Source organism: Aurantimonas sp. HBX-1 (assembly GCF_021391535.1).
GTDB lineage: Bacteria > Pseudomonadota > Alphaproteobacteria > Rhizobiales > Rhizobiaceae > Aurantimonas.
The window spans coordinates 682,647-698,814 of the sequence record NZ_CP090066.1; the positions used below are offsets into that span (position 1 = coordinate 682,647).

Here is a 16,168-nt window from a genome sequence, read left to right on the forward strand (position 1 = left end):
AATGATAAGCCGGAACGCCGCCTAGGCCGCGAGGTCGTTCGCCTGGCCGCCGGCTCGGCGGATGACGTCGGCCAGGACCTCGAAATCCTGCCGCCGGGCCGTCGAGGGACGGAAGGCGAGGGCGATGGTGCGGGCGGGCGCCGGGTCCTCGAAGGGCAGGATGGCGATGCCGCCCCGCCGCGTCTCGTCCGCCACCGCCATGTCGGGGATCAGCGTCGCGCCGAGGCCGGCCGCGACCATGCGCAGGATGGTCGAGAGGCTCGTCGCCCCGAGGCCCGCCCGCTCGCTCGGATCGGCGATCTGGCAGATCTCCAGCGCCTGGTCCCGCAGGCAGTGGCCCTCCTCGAGCAGGATGAGCCGCACGTCGCGCATCAGCCGGATGGGGATGCGGCGGGCGTAGCGGTCGGCCTGGTCCGCCGGGACGGCGAAGTGGAACCGGTCCTCGAACAGGGTCAGCGTCTCGAGCCCGCGCTCGTCCACCGGCAGCGCGACGATGGCGCAGTCGATCTCGCCCGCCGACAGTTCCCGCAGCAGCCGGTCGGTCACGCTCTCGCGCACCTCGCATTCGAGCTGCGGATGCTCATCGGCGAGTACCGCCAGCAGCGACGGGAGCAGATAGGGGGCGACGGAGGCGATGACGCCGAGGCGCAGGCGCCGCGAGAGCGGCGCGTCGCCGGCGGTCGCGATGCTTTCCAGCTCGCGCACCTCGGTGAGGATCGAGCGGACCCGTGCGCCGATGGCCGCGCCTTCGCCGGTCAGCGCGATGCCGCCGGACGAGCGCTGGAAGAGCGCGCCCCCGAAGAAGGTTTCCATCTGCGCGATCTGGGCCGAGAGCGCCGGCTGGCTGATGTTCAGGCGCCTGGCGGCCCGGCCGAAATGCAGCGTCTCGCTGAGGGCCTCGAAATAGCGGAGCTGGCGAAGGGTGATCATCCCGATAGGATAAACTGATTGGCGCCGGTTGAAAATACGATTGGAGATTATCGGTTGCGGCCGGTATGTTCGGACCATACCAATTCCAGAATCCCAGGGAGGCCCCGATGGCTGATCGCCCGAGACTTACCACGACCGCCGGGGCGCCGGTGTCCAGCAACCAGAACGCCAAGACGGTGGGCCGCAACGGCCCGGTGCTGCTCGAGGACTACCAGCTGATCGAGAAGCTGGCGCACCAGAACCGCGAGCGGGTTCCCGAGCGCGTCGTCCACGCCAAGGGCTGGGGCGCCTACGGCACCCTCAACGTCACCGAGGACGTCAGCCGCTACACCCGCGCCAAGGTGCTGCAGCCCGGCAAGCAGACCGAGATGTTCGCCCGCTTCTCCACCGTCGCCGGCGAGCAGGGCGCGGCGGACGCCGAGCGCGACGTGCGCGGCTTCTCGCTGAAGTTCTACACCGAGGAAGGCAACTGGGATCTCGTCGGCAACAACACGCCGGTGTTCTTCGTCGCCGACCCCTACAAGTTCCCGGACTTCATTCACACGCAGAAGCGCCATCCGCGCACCAATCTGCGCTCCGCCACGGCGATGTGGGACTTCTGGTCGCTCTGCCCGGAATCGCTGCACCAGGTGACGATCCTGATGTCCGACCGCGGCATCCCGACCGACCCCAGCCGCATGAACGGCTACGGCAGCCACACCTTCTCGCTGTGGAACGACCAGGGCGAGCGCTTCTGGGTGAAGTTCCACTTCAAGACCCAACAGGGCCACGCACACTTCGTCAACGAGGAAGCCGAGAAGGTCATCGCCAAGTCGCGCGAAAGCTACCAGGAAGCCCTCTACGGCATGATCGAGGACGGCCGCTTCCCGAAGTGGACGATGTTCATCCAGGTCATGCCGGAGGGTGAGGAAGAGCAGTTCGAGGAGAAGACCGGCTGGAGCGCCTTCGACCTCACCAAGGTCTGGCCGCACGGCATGTATCCGCTGATCAAGGTCGGCGACCTCGAGCTGAACCGCAACCCGGACAACTACTTCACCGAGGTCGAGCAGTCTGCGTTCAACCCGTCCAACGTCGTGCCGGGCATCGGCTTCTCGCCGGACCGGATGCTGCAGGGGCGGCTGTTCTCCTATCCGGACGCGCACCGCTACCGCATCGGCACGCACTACGACGCCCTGACCGTCAACAAGCCGAAGAGCCCGGTGGCGCATTACCACATGGGCGGCGAGATGGCGCTCGGCCTGGCGACCAACCCGGACGCCTATTACGAGCCCAACTCGTTTAACGGCCCGGTCGAGGACCCGAGCGTCGAGGAGCCGCCGCACCGCTATGCCGGCCAGGTCGCGCGCTACGACTTCCGTGGCACGGCCGATCACTACAGCCAGCCGCGCGCGCTGTTCGAGATGTTCGACGAGGGCCAGAAGCAGCGCCTGTTCGGCAATATCGCCGGCGCGATGCAGGGCGTGCCGCAGTTCATCGTCGACCGCCAGCTGGCGCATTTCGACAAGGCGCATCCGGACTACGGGGCCGGCGTGCGCCAGGCCCTCTCGGTCCAGACGCGCGACGATGCCGAGGCGAGCCTGTCCACCAGCCACAGCGCCGCTGCCGAGTAGGCAACGACGCCGCGTCGACCGACGCGATGAGGCTTTGAAGCGTTGCGAAGGGCCGGGAGCAATCCCGGCCCTTTCCGTTTCAGCCGCAAACGCCTATGCACGGGCCATCATCAGGAAATACCGGTCGGGAGGGGTGGCGCTCATGCGCCCGTGCCCGATCCCGACGGGCGCGCGGCTCGACCACAGCCGTCGCCGCCCGCGAACACCAAGGAACATCTCATGCGTCTAGGCGGCCGGATGGCAGCGTCCATCGAGGTTCTTTCCGACATCGAGACGCGGCGGCGGCCGGTCGGCGATGCGCTGAAGGACTGGGGGCTTTCGCATCGCTTCGCCGGGTCGGGCGACCGCGCAGCGATCGGCAACATCGTCTACGACGTGCTGCGGCGGAAGCGCTCGCTTGCCTGGCGGCTGGACGACGCGTCGCCGCGGGCGCTGGTCTTCGGCGCGGTGCTCGATTCCGGCGGGCTCGACGAGAAGGAACTCGCCCGGGCCCTCGACGGCGACCGTTTCGCGCCGGAGATGATCTCCGCGGACGACATCGCCGGCTACCGGACGCGCGAGATCGCCCAGGCCCCGGACGCGGTGCGGGCGGACGTGCCGGACTGGATCGCGCCGCTGCTCGCCGAGGCGTTCGGCGACGCGTGGATCCAGGAGGCTGCCGCGCTCGGCGAGCGGCCGCCGCTGGACATGCGGGCCAATACGCTGCGCGCCGATCGCGACAAGGTGGCGAGGGCCCTGGAGCCGTTCTCGCCGCAACCCGCGCCGATCGCGCCGCAGGGACTGCGCATCGCTCCGATCGCCGCCGACGGCCGCCATCCCAACGTTCAGGTCGAGGCCGGCTTCCAGAAGGGCTGGTTCGAGATCCAGGACGAGGGGTCGCAGATCGTCGCGGCGCTGACCGGCGCCGCGCCCGGCGAGCAGGTGCTCGACTATTGCGCCGGCGCCGGCGGCAAGACGCTGGCGCTCGCCGCCGCCATGCAGAATACCGGCCAGATCCACGCCTACGATTCCGACCGGCAGCGGCTCGCGCCGATCCACGAGCGGCTGAAACGGGCTGAGGTCCGCAACGTCCAGGTGCACGCGCCGCGCGACAACCTGTCGGAACATCGCGGCCGGATGGACCTGGTGCTGGTCGACGCGCCCTGCACCGGCACCGGCACATGGCGGCGGCGGCCCGACGCCAAATGGCGCCTCTCGGAACAGGCGCTGGAGCGCCGGGTGGTGGAGCAGCGCGACGCGCTCGCCGGCGCGGCGGACTTCGTCAAGCCGGGCGGACGGCTCGCCTATGTCACCTGCTCGCTGCTGCCCGCCGAGAACGAGGCGCAGGTCGAGGCGTTCCTGGCGGCGCACCCGGATTTCGCGCTGCTCGACGTCGCCGCGAGCTGGAACTCGGTCTTCCCCGAGGCGCCGGCCGCGTTCCTGTCGCGGCAGCGCGGGGAGGGCAGCACCCTGACGCTGACGCCGCGGACCAGCGGCACCGACGGCTTCTTCCTCGCGATGCTGACCCGCCGATGAGACATCCGCTCCTCGTCCTGGCCCTGTTCATTGCCCTCACCGTCGGCGGCGGTGGGCTGATCGGCCTCGCCGTCGAGACCGGCGGCTGGTACGCCGGGCTCGTAAAGCCGTCCTTCAATCCGCCGCCGTGGGTGTTCGGCCCGGTCTGGGGAATCCTCTATCTCCTGATCGGCATCGCCGGCTGGCGGGTCTGGCGGCACAGGGACGGGGCAGCGCTGCGGCTCTGGTGGCTGCAGCTGGGGCTCAATTTCGCCTGGCCGCTGCTGTTCTTCGGGGCGCAGCTGATTGTGCCGGCGCTGGTCGTGCTCCTGGCGCTGCTTGGCGCGATCCTGTGGTTCCTGCGCAGGACGTGGACCACCGACCGCCCGGCCGCGCTGCTGTTCCTGCCCTATGCCGCCTGGACCGCCTACGCGGCGCTTCTCAACGGCGCGATATGGTGGTTGAACTAGCCGGCCTGCCCGCCATCCACGACCGCCGGACCCGTCATGACCAGCTACGACCCGACGAAAAGCGACCTCGTCCTCGATACGATCGGCGGCGCGCGGGTGCTGTTCGTCATGGCGGCAGCGGCCGAATACGGCCCGGCGCTGAAGCAGCGGATCCGGCCGCTGATGACCGGCGTCGGTCCGATCGAGGCGGCGCTCGGCACCGGCGTCGCCCTGCATGCGCTGGAATTGGCCGGCCACCGGCCCGACCTCGTCGTGTCGCTCGGCTCGGCGGGATCGCGGACGCTGGAGCAGGGAGAGGTCTACCAGGTCTCGTCGGTCTCCTGGCGCGACATCGACGCTTCGCCGCTCGGCTTCGCCAAGGGGGTCACGCCGTTCCTCGACCATCCGGTGGAGACGCCGCTGCCGACCCCGATCCCGAGCGTGCGGCCTGCGCGGCTGTCGACCGGCTCCGACATCGTCTCAGGAATCCGCTATCGCGAAATCGACGCCGACATGGTGGACATGGAGACCTTCGCGGTGCTGCGGGCCTGCCAGCGCTTCGCCGTGCCGCTGCTCGGCCTGCGCGGAATCTCCGACGGGGCGACCAGCCTGCACCATTACGACGACTGGACGACGCTGCTGCACGTCATCGACGAGAAGCTGGCAGACGCCGTCGACCGGCTGGAGGTGGCGCTTGATTCGGGGCTGCTCATCCTCGACGGGCCACAGGCGCCGGCGGCGGACATTCGCTCATGAAAAAGGAGGACCGGCTGGGCCGGTCCTCCTTTCGAAGCCGTCGATCGAGAGGGATCAGGCGGCCTTCTTGTTCAGCTTGCCTTCGCCGAGCTTGCTGAGCGCCGCGTCGGTCTTCTTCTCCTCGTCGAGCGTCGCCTGCAGCGGCGCCATGGCGTCGGTGTGCTTCAGCGTCTGGGCCCAGGAGACGAGCGTGCCGTAGCGGGAGATCTCGTAGTGCTCGACCGCCTGGGCGGCGGCGAGCAGCGCGGCGTCGAGGGTCTCGGCGTCCTCGATCTCCTCCATCAGCTCCTCGGCTTCCTTGACGATGCCCTCGATGGCCGGGCATTTCTCGGCCTTGGCCTTCTCGCCGAGCATCTCGAACACCTGCTCGAGGCGGGTCACCTGGCCCTTGGTCTCCTCGAGATGCTTGTCGAAGGCCTTCTTCAGCTCCGGGGAGGTGACCTTCTTCGACATCTTGGGCAGCGACTTCACGATGGTTTTCTCGGCATAGTAGACGTCCTGCAGCGTGTGCAGGAACAGGTCGTCAAGTGTCTTGATAGCCATGGGTTGGTCCTCCTGGGACATCGTATGAGATGCCTCAGAACGGCGTGATCGCGGCAACGTTCCGCACTGAATCGTTGTGCGGGTGTAAAGCCCCGGAACCCCGCCCGCATCGACGCCCTTGCCTTCCAGCCCCTGCTTGCCTAAAGCCTCGCCATGACAGCCCATCCCGATACCGTCCTCATCATCGACTTCGGCTCGCAGGTCACGCAGCTGATCGCCCGGCGCGTCCGCGAAGCCGGCGTCTATTCCGAGATCGTCCCCTTCCAGTCGGCCGAGGAAGGCTTCGCCCGGCTGAAGCCGAAGGCGGTGATTCTCTCCGGCTCGCCCGCCTCGACCGGCGACATCGACTCGCCGCGCGCGCCGCAGGCGGTGTTCGAAGCCGGCATCCCGGTGCTCGGCATCTGCTACGGCCAGATGACGATGTGCGTCCAGCTCGGCGGCCGCGCCGAAGCCTCGCCGCATCGCGAATATGGCCGGGCGTTTCTCGAGGTGGAGAAGAGCTGTGCCCTGTTCGAAGGCCTCTGGCCGGAGGGCACGCGCCACCAGGTCTGGATGAGCCATGGCGACCGGGTCATCGACATGCCGCCCGGCTTCGAGATCTTCGCCCGTTCGCCCGGCGCCCCCTATGCCGTGTTCGGCGACGAAAGCCGCCGGATGTACGGGCTGATGTTCCACCCGGAAGTGGTTCACACCACCGACGGAGCGAAGCTGATCGCCAATTTCGTCCACAATGTCGCGGGGCTGGCCGGCGACTGGACCATGGCCGCTTTCAAGGACCAGGCGATCGCCGAAATCCGCGCCAAGGTCGGCAGCGGGCGGGTGATCTGCGGGCTGTCCGGCGGCGTCGACTCTTCCGTTGCCGCGGTGCTGATCCACGAGGCGATCGGCAAGCAGCTGACCTGCATCTTCGTCGACCACGGCCTGTTGCGGATGAACGAGGCCGAGGAAGTCGTCTCGATGTTCCGCGACCACTACAATATCCCGCTCGTGCACGTTCAGGCGCAGGACCTGTTCATCGACGCGCTGGAAGGCGAGCTCGATCCCGAGGTCAAGCGCAAGACCATCGGACGGCTGTTCATCGAGACCTTCGAAGCCGAAGCCAAGAAGATCGGCGGCGCCGATTTCCTCGCCCAGGGCACGCTCTATCCGGACGTCATCGAGAGCGTTTCGTTCTCCGGCGGCCCGTCGGTGACGATCAAGTCGCACCACAATGTCGGCGGCCTGCCGGAACGCATGAACATGCAACTAGTCGAGCCGCTGCGCGAGTTGTTCAAGGACGAGGTCCGCATCCTCGGCCGCGAACTCGGCCTGCCCGACCACTTCGTCGGCCGCCAGCCCTTCCCGGGGCCAGGCCTTGCCATCCGCTGCCCGGGCGGCGTGACGCGCGAGAAGCTCGCCATCCTGCGCCAGGCCGACGCGATCTATCTCGACGAGATCCGCAAGGCCGGGCTCTACGACGCGATCTGGCAGGCCTTCGCCGTGCTGCTGCCGGTGCAGACCGTCGGCGTCATGGGCGACGGGCGCACCTACGAGTTCGTCTGCGCGTTGCGGGCCGTCACTTCCGTCGACGGCATGACCGCAGACTTCTATTCCTTCGACATGGAATTCCTCGGCAACACCGCGACCCGCATCATCAACGAGGTCAAGGGCATCAACCGGGTGGTCTACGACGTGACCTCGAAGCCCCCCGGCACCATCGAGTGGGAGTGATCCAGGCCGATCCAAAGTCCGCCGAATTCAGGCTGCGGTACGATCCTTCTCGCGCCTAGCGACGTCGATCGGTAAGCATCGATCACGTCCGGCGGCCCTCGCTGACAGGCCTTACCTTCATCGGCTTTGGCACGAAGTCAAACTTCCGCCGCGAGTTCCGACGGGTTACCGAATGACGCCTGGCGCCGACCGACCTTGATCGACCCGGCAGGGCGGAACCCCGCCCGTCCGCTGATGGAGCCCCGCAGAGGTGCAGCTGAGGCGGGGGGCAAAACGTCTTGACGTCGTAGCGATGGCTTTCAACGGTGCGCCGTGAGTCTACCCACGCGATCCTGCCCATCGTCTCGTCCTCAACAGACGACAGGAGTCCGGGCCAGATCCGGGTGGAAAGCGGACCGTTTGATCTCGACGCAAGCCAGACCGTTGCGGACGCCCCTCGCGAGCCCGCTGGAGAGCTCGAACACCTGAGGGATCAGATTGGAAAGCTGTCCGCTTTGGCTCGTTGCCGAGTCATGCCGGACGCTCCTCCAGGCTGCCCTTGATCATGGAAGCAAAGACTCCGGCGGCTTCGGTCCTGTCGAGTTTGCCGCGCACCACAGCCGCCGAAAGCGCTTCGCCCGCACCGACGAGGCCGACGCAACGCCGCTGCAACTCCGGTGAAGACAGAGCGGCGAACGGCGTCAGGACGGACACGAACATCTGGACGGAATTATCCAGCAGCTCCTGGAACACAACCGCCTTTTCCTCGCTGCCGGCGAGGGCAGCGCCGACGGCATGGAACTCGTCGGTCATGTCGGCCGCACAATCGATGTAGGCGGAGGCGAGCATGCCGGCCGTTTCCTCGAAGCCCCGCTTCTCCGTGGCCATGGCGTCGCGGAACGCATTCACCCGCTCCGTGTCGATCCATCGGTAGAGTTCGATGAGCAGGCCCGACCTTGTGCCGAAGTGATCGTAGGCGACCGGCTTGGAGACGCCTGCGGAGGCGGCGAGATGACCCAGCGTCAGTCGATCCGCTCCCTCCGTCCGGACAATGCGGAGCGCCGTGTCGAGTAGCTGGCGTCGCCGCCCGGCCTTCGACAGCCTGCGAACAATCTTCTCCCCTTTTCCCGTTGCCATCGCGCTCGTCATCCGGTGCCCCAATTGCACAACCTACCAAGAGTAGGTTAGGCATGTCTCGCCTACCTTTCGTAGGTTATATGTCGGGAAAGGAAAATTGCCATGTCACCGGATCCGATCCTTCTGATGGGAGGCTACGGCGCGATCGGACGCCTGACCGCCCGCGAGTTGCGGTCCCTCCACCCGGATCTCCCGCTGCTGATCGGCGGGCGTGACCTTGCCAAGGGCTGGGAAGCGGCTGCCGAGCTGGGAAAGGCGGAGGGCGTCGTTCTCGACCCGACCGCCGACGATCTCGGCCTCGGCGAGCGCCCGGTTCGCGCCGTCGCCGTCTTCTATTCGGACGACCGCCTCGCCGGTCTAGGGTTCGCGTTGGCGCGGGGCGTGCCGCATCTCAGCATTTCCTCGGGCATCTACGAGATTGCCCCCGAGGTCGCGAGCTTCATGCTCAAGCCGACCGCGGCACCCATCGTTCTCGGCTACGAGTGGCTGGTCGGTGCGACGACCGTTGCGACCTTCGAAGCGGCCAAAGCCTACGGGCGGATCGACGACATCGTCATCGGCGCGCTCGTCGACGAAGAGGATGGCGGCGGCCCCGCCGTGGCCGAGGACTTCGAACGCCTGCACAGGATGATGCCGGCCGCGCTCACGCGCCGTGACGGCGCCTATATCTGGCGTAGCGAAGACGATGCCGTGACTGCGTTCCACGCCATCGACGGCACGCGGATGAAAGCCTCCGGCTTCTCGTCCATCGACGTCGTCGGCCTGGCGGCCGCGACCGGCGCGCCCAACGTCCAGTTCAACCTCGCGACCGGCGTCAATTCCAGCCGCCGCCGCGGCGAAGCGAAGTCGACGGAGATCGTCATCGAACTCAGTGGACAGGATCACGCAGGCCAGGCGCTCCGCACCCGCCATGCGGTCTTCCATCCACAAGGCGCGGCACCGCTGACGGCGCTGGGCGTCTCGATGCTCATCGAGCGACTGACGGGGCTCGACGGCAATCCCCCGACACCGGCCGGATTGTATTTTCCCTTCCAGGTGCTCGACCCGTCTGCCTACCTCTCGAAGCTGAAGGCGGCGGGTGGCGATCTTCTGGCGTTGGAGGTGCGTTGATGGATACGCCTATCGCTTCGGCCGCTTCCGCGCTTTCTCGCAGAGCCCTTCTCGTCGGCGCAGGCGCTGCCGTAGCTGCCTCCGTCATGCCGGCTTTCGGGCAGACGGCCGTCATGCCGCCCGTCCGCTTCATCGAAACCAATGGTATCAGAATGGCCGTCCACGAGGCGGGCTCTGGACCGGCCGTCGTCCTGCTGCACGGTTTCCCGGGACTGGCCTTCACCTGGCGCGACCAGATCCCGGCGCTGGTGGCAGCCGGCTACCGCGTCATCGTTCCCGATCTGCGCGGCTACGGTCTCACCGACGCGCCGCCCCGCGTGGAAGACTATGACATCGCCCATCTGACCGGTGACCTCTTCGGCCTCCTGGATGCCCTCGGGATCGAGAAGGCGGTGTTCATGGGGCACGACTGGGGCGGGCTGCTGGCCTGGCAGATGCCTCTGCTCCACGAGGCGCGCGTGATGGGCGTCATCGGGGTCAACACGCCGTTCATCCCGCACTGGATGCTCTGGCTCCATCCGGATCTCGTCAATGCCGCCATGCCCGCAGGCCGGACCTTCGTCGCCAACCCGCGGGTCGATCCGATCACACAGATGCGGAACGTCTACAGCCCGGACATGTACGTCCTTCTTTTCCAGGACGGGCATGTGGCGGACAGGGCGATGGACCGCGATCCCCGTCGGACCATCCGGAACGCGTACCGCAAGGACCTCATGCCGTCCGCAGAGTGGGGTTCCATGCCGGCGGAAGTCGCCAACATGGAGTACTATGGAAAGCCCATCCCCGATCCACTTCCCGGCAAGGACGTGCTGAACGCCGGCGAACTGACTTCTACGCCCAGCGCTTCGAGCGCACGGGCTTTACGCCGGCCATCAACTGGTATCGCAACCTGTCGCGCAACTGGAAGGCCGGGCTCGACGTCGACCAGACTGTCCGCGTCCCGTCGATGATGGTCTCGGGCGAACACGACGTCGTCCTGCGGCCGAGCATGGCGGAAGGCATGGACGCCTATGTGACCGATCTCGAGCGACATGTCGTGCCTGATTGCTGGCACTGGACGCCCGAGGAGCGCCCGGACGAGTTGAACCGCCTGGCCATCTCCTGGCTGCGACGCCGCTTTCCCCCCGGCTGATGATGCGCGTCGACGAAACGGAGCCTGTCTTCGGGGTAATCAGCGGCTCTCAAGTGACGTGCACTGTGCGGTGAGTGGCCGTGGAGACGGTTGGGGCGTAGCAACCTGCGGCATTACCGTTCATCAAGCTTCTGCCATCGCTGCACGTACGGGCAATATATTGAAAATATGCACGTTCTTACCTCGAGAGCCTCTCCTTTTACGGTGAGAATCCCGTCATAATTCTCGTCATTCGTGTGGTCTATTAATATCCCTCTATGCTCCGGACCTGTATTGGAGACCTTAGCGATTATAGTACCTGCTTCTCGCCCTGATGTTATCGAAGCGCAGATCCGATCATCGCATTCCGCTACGTGAATGAGGGTGCCGGTATCGGTGAGCCAGTAGCCAAGAATCCCGATGTGCGACTCGGCGCGGCCCGGTGCTTCGGAAGCGAGCAGTATTGAGGCGATAATAACAGCTGAGTGTATGTGCTTAATAATCACCAGCACTGATCCTGTATGCGAGATCGCTCGTCGTTTGCGAGCCATCAGTTTCATAGAGATCAGGCGCGGTGAATTTCTATTTGTTAAAAGTTGTTAAGCGAACCGTCTTGTATCCGATCGACGCTTTGCATCGAACACGGATCTGTTGGCGGGCGGGTCCCTTGTATCGCGGTGGTCTACCTCAGGCGCCGGACTGACGTCCGACCCGGAAAAGGGGCGGTAGAGCTGTAACATAAGTTAACTGTTCATCATCCCCACCCGGAGTTCTCCGGGGTAGCTCTGTGGTTCTCGGAGCCGCCGCCATGTGTTGCGCGCGGCTCCGTCGTCCTCGGAGTTCACCATGCACCCAGTCTCATTTAGCCTCGATTTTGGGGACGATCGGTCCCGGGATGCCCGGAGGAGGGCGCCTCGGAAGCGAGCTGCCGGGCTGGAGCGTCAGCGGCATCCGAAGGGTCTGCGGGTTCCAAGTTCGATCATCGTGTCCTGGCTCATGCTGTGCCGCCGTGCAGCCGTATGCGTCGGGCCCTCACGTCCAATAAGGGCGACCTTCCTGGTGCTCGCGTCGCTCGTCGGTTGCACGGTTGCCATGGCTGAGGAACGCCCGCCCGCCGTCAGCGTCGTGACGGCGCGCGCGAGCGTCATGACCGACCGCGTCCGCGTCGTCGGCTCGCTGGTGGCGCGCGAGGAAAGCGTCGTGAAGGTGGATCTTGCCGATTTGCGCATAGTCCACGTCGAGGCAGAGGCGGGCGACATCGTGCAGCGGGGCGACGTACTGGCCCGGCTCGATGCGACGCTGATCAATATCGAGCAGAGTGCCAACGCTGCCCGTCTGGACCGTGCCGACGCGGTGATCAAACAGGTGGAAAGCCAGATCGAGGACGCCGCCCTGGCGCATGTACAGGCCCGTGCGGACATGGAGCGGAGCAAGGAGCTGGGCGCCAAGGGCTTCGCCGCGGACGAGACGCTCGAACTGCGTCAGACCACGCTGAAGCGGGCGGCTTCGGCGCTGGCGCTTGCAAAGCAATCGCTCTGGGTGGCGCTGGCGGATCGCCGGGTGATCGTCGCCGAAGGCCAGGAGATCGCAGCCCGGCTGGCGCGCACGGTGATAAAGGCGCCGACCGACGGCCGCATCCTGCGGCGGGCTGCCAAGTTGGGGGCGCTCACGTCCGCCAGCGGAGAGCCGCTGTTCGTGATCGCCGAGAACGGCGAGATCGAGCTCGATGCGGAGATTCCGGAAGCCGATTTCGCCCGGCTGGCGGTGGGCCAGGCAGCGGGCATCGTGGTGCTCGGCCGCGACACGCCGCTCGAAGGCCGCGTACGTTTGCTGGCGCCGGAGTTAAAGGCGGGCAGCCGTCTCGGTCGCGCCCGCATCAGCCTGCCGCAGGCCGGCAATCTCAGCGTCGGTGCCTTTGCGCGCGGCGAGGTGGACGTCGAGCGCCGCGGCGGCGTGTTCTTGCCGGCGACGGCGCTGAGCGATCGGGAGGGCGAGGTCACCGCACAGGTCGTCGAGAACGGAATCGTGGCAGTCCGTATCCTGGAAACCGGCCTTCGGATCGCCGGCCTCGTCGAAATCCGTTCGGGGGTAGAGGCGGGCGAGACAGTCGTGCTGCGCGCCGGGAACTTCCTCGTCGAAGGCGATCATGTGACCCCTGTCGTCGTGGACTATCCGACGGCGATATCGTCCGAACGACCCATCCTGACGTCGGACGCTGCACAATGAACGTCTCCGCCTGGGCGATCCGCAACCCGATCCCGCCCATCCTCCTGTTCGTGGTGCTGACGGCGCTCGGCCTCTACAGCTTCCAGAAGCTGCCGATCACCTTCTTTCCAACGATCGATGTGCCGGAGGTCAGCCTGACGATCAGCGATTCCGGTGTGGCCCCGACCGAGATGGAGACCAGCGTTACGCGCCCCGTCGAGGATGCCATCTCGGCGCTCTCCGGCGTCGACGAACTGAGCTCGACCATCAGCGACGGCGTTTCGACGAGTTCGGTCAGCTTCGAGCTCGGCGTGCCCATCGACCGGGCGGTGGCGGACGTGCGCGATGCGGTCGCGAAGATCCGCGGCGACCTTCCCGCGACGATCGACGAGCCTGTCATCGAGCGGGTCGATGTCGAGAGCGAGGCCGTGGTGACATACGCCGCCGCCGACAAGGCCATGACGGCGGAAGAGCTCTCCTGGTTCGTCGACGATGTCGTCATCCGGCGGTTGCGCGGCGTGCCGGGTGTCGGCCGGATCGACCGGGTGGGCGGCGTGACGCGCGAAATCCACGTGCAGCTCGATCCCGATCGCCTGTTGGCGCTCGGGATAACCGCAAGCCAGGTCAATACCCAACTCTCCGCAACGCATCTGGACCTATCCGGCGGTCGCAGCGAGGTGGATGGACGCGAGCGGGCGTTGACGGTGCTCGCGACGGCCGGCAGCATCGACACGCTGGCGACCCTTGCCATCGCGCTCCCCGACGGCAGAGCGGTCCGGCTCGGCGATCTGGCCACCGTCGTCAAAGGCTTTGAGGAACCGCGCAGCTTTGCGACGCTGGACGGCGGCGAGGTCGTCAGTTTCTCCGTCTACCGCGCGCGCGGCGCCAGCGACGTCAGCGTGGCCGAAGAGGTCGCGGCGACCTTGGAGCAGCTTTCCGCCGAACACGGCAATGCCCGCTTCACGCGCATCGACGACAGCATAACCCAGACGCTCGGCAACTATCATGCGGCGCTGACCACGCTGGCCGAGGGGGCGATCCTCGCCGTCGTCGTCGTCTTCCTGTTCCTGCGCGACTGGCGTGCGACGCTGATCGCCGCGGTCGCCTTGCCGCTGTCGGCGATCCCGACCTTCTGCGCGATGGACCTCCTCGGCTTCTCGCTGAACATATTGAGCCTGCTGGCGATCACCCTGGTGACCGGCATCCTCGTCGACGACGCCATCGTCGAGATCGAGAACATCGCCCGGCACGGCCAGAGCGGCAAGAAGCCATACCGGGCCGCCATCGACGCATCGGACGAGATCGGCCTTGCCGTCATCGCCATCTCCGCCACGATCATCGCCGTTTTCGTGCCGGTCGGCTTCATGAGCGGCGTTGTCGGTCAGTACTTCCGCGAGTTCGGCCTCACGGTGGCGATCGCCGTCTTTTTCTCGCTGCTCGTCGCGCGGCTGATCACGCCGCTGATGGCGGCGTATCTGTTGCGCGCGCATCCGGCGAGACGCGCTCCGCAGGGACGTGCCATGCGGTTCTATCTCAGGCTGCTGCGCCTCTCGATGGCATGGCGCTGGGTGACGCTCGGTACGGCGTTCGCGCTGTTCGCCGTGTCGATCTGGTCGGCGCAGTTCCTGCCGAGCGAGTTCATTCCGCCGGAGGACAACGGCCGGATGTCGGTTTCGATCGAGCTGCCGCCGGGCGCGACGCTTGCCGAGACGCGGGAAACCGCCGGCCTCATCGCATCGCGCATCGGCGCGATCGACGAGGCGCGGCTTGTCTTCATCCAGGGCGGGGCGAATGCCGCCGGCCTGAGGGAGGTCCGGCGCGCCGCCGTGCGCATCGACTTCGGACCGGCGGCGGAGCGGGCGCGTTCGACGGATGTGCTCGAACCCATCGTCGCCGACATCCTGCGGACCATACCTGACATAAGGTTCGAGATCCTCAACGGTCGGGGCGGACGCGACGTGTCCTTCGCCGTGCTCGGCAAGGATGGCGAGGTCGCCGGAGATGCCGCTGCCGCCATTCTCGAGGAACTGGCGGCCAGCAGCTTTGCCGTTGGAGCAAGCTCCACTGCGGCGGCGGCCCGGCCCGAGCTCCAGATCCGGCCGCTGGCCGAACGGGCGGCGGATGCCGGCATCTCCCCGCAAATCATCGCCGACACGATCCGTGTTTCCACCGTCGGAGCCAGCGACGGCGACCTGCCGGAATTCGTCGAGGATGGGCGCCGGATCCCGATCCGGCTGCAGCTCGCCGATTGGGCGCGCAACGACATCGATACGCTTCGAGCGTTGCGCATTCCCAGCCTCGGGGGGCCGGCGGCCCCGCTATCGGACATCGCGACCATCACGCTCGGCACCAGTGTCGCCAATATCGATCGCTTCGACCGCGAGCGACGCATCGAGATCAGCTTCGACACCCCGGCGGGAATGACCGCCGGCGAGGGTCTCGAGGCCATCCAGTCGCTGGCAACGGTGCGGGCGCTGCCGGAAGGCGTAAGGCTCCAGGCGACCGGCGATTCCGACGACCAGGGCGATGTCTTCGCCGGCTTCGCCACCGCGATGACCGCCGGGCTCGGCCTGGTGATGATCGTCCTGATCCTGCTGTTCGGCAGCGTGCTGACGCCGCTGACGATCCTCGTCACGCTGCCGCTGTCGGTCGGTGGCGTGGTCGCGGCGCTGATGGCGACGGCAACGCCGATCTCGCTCCCGGTGGTGATCGGCATCCTGATGCTGATGGGGATCGTCACCAAGAACGCCATCATGCTGGTCGACTTCGCGGTCGAGCGCGAAAGGGCGGGGGTGGCGCGCCGGACGGCGATGGTCGAGGCGGCGGCGGAGCGGGCGCGGCCGATCCTGATGACGACGCTCGCCATGGTCGCCGGCATGATCCCGGCAGCAATGGCGTCCGGCGACGGCGGCGAATTCCGCGCGCCAATGGCGATCGCCGTGATAGGCGGCCTCGTCGCCTCGACCATCCTGTCGCTGGTGGTCGTGCCCACGCTCCACTGCCTCGTCGGCGATGTCGGCGCGTTGTTCCATCGGCTATGGTCGCGCTTCGGTCTGGCGGTTGATACCGTCGAGACGGAAGAGCTAGAGGGATCGGCCTGATGGCCGCCCGGAACAGTTCGACTTCTTTGGGCC

General features: G+C 66.8%; 13 protein-coding genes. 10 read left to right on the forward strand and 3 right to left on the reverse strand.

All coding sequences use genetic code 11. From position 1 onward, the window contains the following. Positions 1-21: 21 nt before the first annotated feature. Positions 22-930: a hydrogen peroxide-inducible genes activator gene (locus LXB15_RS03130; protein ID WP_233950831.1), complete on the reverse strand. Its 909-nt coding sequence runs from the start codon at positions 928-930 to the stop codon at positions 22-24. A gap of 107 nt (positions 931-1,037) precedes the next feature. Here LXB15_RS03130 and LXB15_RS03135 point away from each other — a divergent pair, with 107 nt between their 5' ends. From LXB15_RS03135 to LXB15_RS03150, 4 genes are all read left to right on the forward strand, one after another. Then, positions 1,038-2,540, forward strand: coding sequence for a catalase (locus LXB15_RS03135; protein ID WP_233950832.1), 1,503 nt, complete (start codon positions 1,038-1,040; stop codon positions 2,538-2,540). A gap of 219 nt (positions 2,541-2,759) precedes the next feature. Continuing rightward, positions 2,760-4,055: an RsmB/NOP family class I SAM-dependent RNA methyltransferase gene (locus LXB15_RS03140; RefSeq protein ID WP_233950833.1), complete on the forward strand. Its 1,296-nt coding sequence runs from the start codon at positions 2,760-2,762 to the stop codon at positions 4,053-4,055. Further along, a complete protein-coding gene (locus tag LXB15_RS03145) occupies positions 4,052-4,504 on the forward strand; it encodes a TspO/MBR family protein (RefSeq protein ID WP_233950834.1) in 453 nt (150 codons plus the stop codon). The genes LXB15_RS03140 and LXB15_RS03145 overlap by 4 nt, the downstream gene beginning before the upstream one ends. A 36-nt stretch (positions 4,505-4,540) precedes the next feature. Beyond that, positions 4,541-5,239 (forward strand): 5'-methylthioadenosine/S-adenosylhomocysteine nucleosidase, encoded by a 699-nt coding sequence (locus LXB15_RS03150; protein WP_233950835.1) that lies wholly within the window; start codon positions 4,541-4,543, stop codon positions 5,237-5,239. 54 nt (positions 5,240-5,293) lie between these two features. Here the strand turns inward: LXB15_RS03150 and LXB15_RS03155 are convergent, their stop codons facing one another. Next, positions 5,294-5,782, reverse strand: a complete 489-nt coding sequence (locus LXB15_RS03155) for a ferritin-like domain-containing protein (protein WP_233950836.1) — start codon at positions 5,780-5,782, stop codon at positions 5,294-5,296. A 153-nt stretch (positions 5,783-5,935) separates the two neighbouring features. Here LXB15_RS03155 and guaA point away from each other — a divergent pair, with 153 nt between their 5' ends. Then, positions 5,936-7,492, forward strand: coding sequence for a glutamine-hydrolyzing GMP synthase (gene guaA / locus LXB15_RS03160; RefSeq protein ID WP_233950837.1), 1,557 nt, complete (start codon positions 5,936-5,938; stop codon positions 7,490-7,492). A gap of 510 nt (positions 7,493-8,002) precedes the next feature. On the opposite strand, the gene LXB15_RS03165 is transcribed toward guaA, so the two are convergent. Continuing rightward, positions 8,003-8,620 carry a TetR/AcrR family transcriptional regulator gene (locus LXB15_RS03165; RefSeq protein WP_233950838.1) on the reverse strand — a complete coding sequence of 206 codons (618 nt, stop codon included), beginning with the start codon at positions 8,618-8,620 and terminating at the stop codon, positions 8,003-8,005. Positions 8,621-8,710: 90 nt separating this feature from the next. Here LXB15_RS03165 and LXB15_RS03170 point away from each other — a divergent pair, with 90 nt between their 5' ends. The 5 genes from LXB15_RS03170 (at position 8,711) to LXB15_RS03190 (ending at position 16,135) form a co-directional block, all read left to right on the forward strand. Next, on the forward strand, positions 8,711-9,718 hold the full coding sequence (locus tag LXB15_RS03170) for an NAD(P)-dependent oxidoreductase (RefSeq protein ID WP_233950839.1): 1,008 nt from the start codon (positions 8,711-8,713) through the stop codon (positions 9,716-9,718). Further along, positions 9,718-10,668, forward strand: a complete 951-nt coding sequence (locus tag LXB15_RS03175) for an alpha/beta fold hydrolase (protein ID WP_370640164.1) — start codon at positions 9,718-9,720, stop codon at positions 10,666-10,668. The genes LXB15_RS03170 and LXB15_RS03175 overlap by 1 nt, the downstream gene beginning before the upstream one ends. Continuing rightward, positions 10,665-10,850, forward strand: coding sequence for an alpha/beta fold hydrolase (locus LXB15_RS03180; protein WP_233950840.1), 186 nt, complete (start codon positions 10,665-10,667; stop codon positions 10,848-10,850). Before LXB15_RS03175 ends, LXB15_RS03180 begins: the two co-directional genes overlap by 4 nt. A 1,038-nt stretch (positions 10,851-11,888) precedes the next feature. Further along, complete coding sequence (locus tag LXB15_RS03185) at positions 11,889-13,055, forward strand: efflux RND transporter periplasmic adaptor subunit (RefSeq protein WP_233950841.1); 1,167 nt, start codon at positions 11,889-11,891, stop codon at positions 13,053-13,055. Further along, complete coding sequence (locus tag LXB15_RS03190; protein ID WP_233950842.1) at positions 13,052-16,135, forward strand: efflux RND transporter permease subunit; 3,084 nt, start codon at positions 13,052-13,054, stop codon at positions 16,133-16,135. Before LXB15_RS03185 ends, LXB15_RS03190 begins: the two co-directional genes overlap by 4 nt. Positions 16,136-16,168 lie beyond the last annotated feature (33 nt).